We start from the raw sequence: 1,885 nt of genomic DNA on the forward strand, positions 1-1,885 counted from the left end.
GAGTATAAGATCACACCCTGTTCGGTCGGTCAAATCCTCGTGCCCTGCTTAAAAAACGTTCGCGATCTTGCCCTGGTTCTATCGCCAGTTACACCATGATGAAATATCGTGTGTTGTTTGATGGTGATATGATCCAGAATATATTTGAAACAAACCAAAGTGAAGCTTTTGCATACGTTAACGCTCCAATAATAATCTGGGTTCTTTTGACCGGTTTGTTACCCGCAGCATTGATATTTTTTGTGAAAATTGAGTATGCATCTACCTGGTACAAAGGTATCGCCCAGCGATTGTTATCTATGTTTTTCTCTTTGGTAATAGTTGGGATAATTGCTGCCTTGTACTACCAAGATTACGCATCAATTGGTCGTAATAATCAGACTCTAAATCGTGAAATCGTTCCAGCTAACTTCATGTATAGCACCAGTAAGTACCTTTATAGACGCTATATGGCAGAGCCCATCCCTTTTGTTACTTTAGGTGATGATGCCACACGGGTTACGAAAAAGGACAAACCAACCTTGATGTTCCTGGTTGTTGGTGAGACTGCTCGTGGTAAGAACTTTTCAATGAATGGCTATGAGAAAGATACCAACCCATTCACAAGTAAGTCTGGTGGTGTGATCTCCTTTAACGATGTCCGCTCCTGCGGGACTGCAACCGCTGTATCCGTTCCCTGCATGTTCTCCAATATGGGTAGAAAGGAGTTTGATGATAATCGCGCTCGCAATAGCGAGGGCCTGCTAGATGTGTTGCAAAAAACGGGGATCTCCATCTTTTGGAAGGAGAACGATGGCGGCTGCAAAGGCGTCTGCGACCGAGTTCCTAACATCGAGATCAAACCGAAGGATCACCCTAAATTCTGCGATAAAAACACATGCTATGACGAGGTTGTCCTTCAAGACCTAGATAGTGAAATTGCTCAAATGAAAGGGGATAAGCTGGTTGGCTTCCACCTGATAGGTAGCCATGGCCCAACCTACTACAAACGCTACCCTGATGCTCATCGTCAGTTCACCCCTGACTGTCCACGCAGTGATATTGAAAACTGCACAGATGAAGAGCTCACCAACACCTATGACAACACCATCCGCTACACCGATTTCGTGATTGCAGAGATGATTGCCAAGTTGAAAACCTACGAAGATAAGTACAACACCGCATTGCTCTACGTCTCCGATCACGGTGAATCGCTGGGAGCTATGGGGCTTTACCTGCACGGTACACCGTACAAGTTTGCACCGGATGATCAGACCCGCGTACCTATGCAGGTGTGGATGTCACCTGGATTTACCAAAGAGAAAGGCGTTGATATGGCGTGTTTGCAGCAGAAAGCTGCTGATACTCGTTACTCACACGATAATATTTTCTCATCCGTATTGGGTATCTGGGACGTCAAAACATCAGTTTACGAAAAGGGGCTAGATATTTTCAGTCAATGTCGTACTGTTCAATAAATTACATTGTTGGGGGCTCAGGCCCCCAATTATCTGTTAAATAATAGGTTTGTTACTATTGTCCGTGTATTTCATGGTTGAAATTTTTTAACGGGCAAAGCAGAAAGAGGAAGCTAAAATGGCAAAGCCTGGTGCAACTGGAATTACCCGAATCATTCATGCCACCAATTATAGTATGAAGGGACTTTCTTCAGCTTGGAGACATGAAGCGGCTTTTCGTCAGGAACTGCTACTCATTGTGCTGTTGATGCCTCTAGCGTTTTTTGTCGGAGATAGTTTAAATCAAATACTACTCCTAATGGTTATAAGTTGGCTGGTTGTGATTGTAGAGATCCTGAACTCAGCTATTGAAGCAGGGCGGGAGCACACTTTGTTGATATTTTAACCAAAGAATAACTGAGCCCGATAGTCGTCATTCCAGCCGGCTC

2 pseudogenes are annotated in these 1,885 nt (G+C 44.2%); both read left to right on the forward strand.

What is annotated here, in order from left to right:
* Window positions 1-74: 74 nt before the first annotated feature.
* Window positions 75-1,457, forward strand: a pseudogene (locus PG888_RS22790) (phosphoethanolamine transferase); the annotation flags it as partial.
* 118 nt (window positions 1,458-1,575) lie between these two features.
* Window positions 1,576-1,824, forward strand: a pseudogene (locus tag PG888_RS22795) (diacylglycerol kinase); the annotation flags it as partial.
* Window positions 1,825-1,885: the final 61 nt, after the last annotated feature.

The organism is Aeromonas sp. QDB23, from assembly GCF_027707745.1.
Lineage (GTDB): Bacteria > Pseudomonadota > Gammaproteobacteria > Enterobacterales > Aeromonadaceae > Aeromonas > Aeromonas allosaccharophila.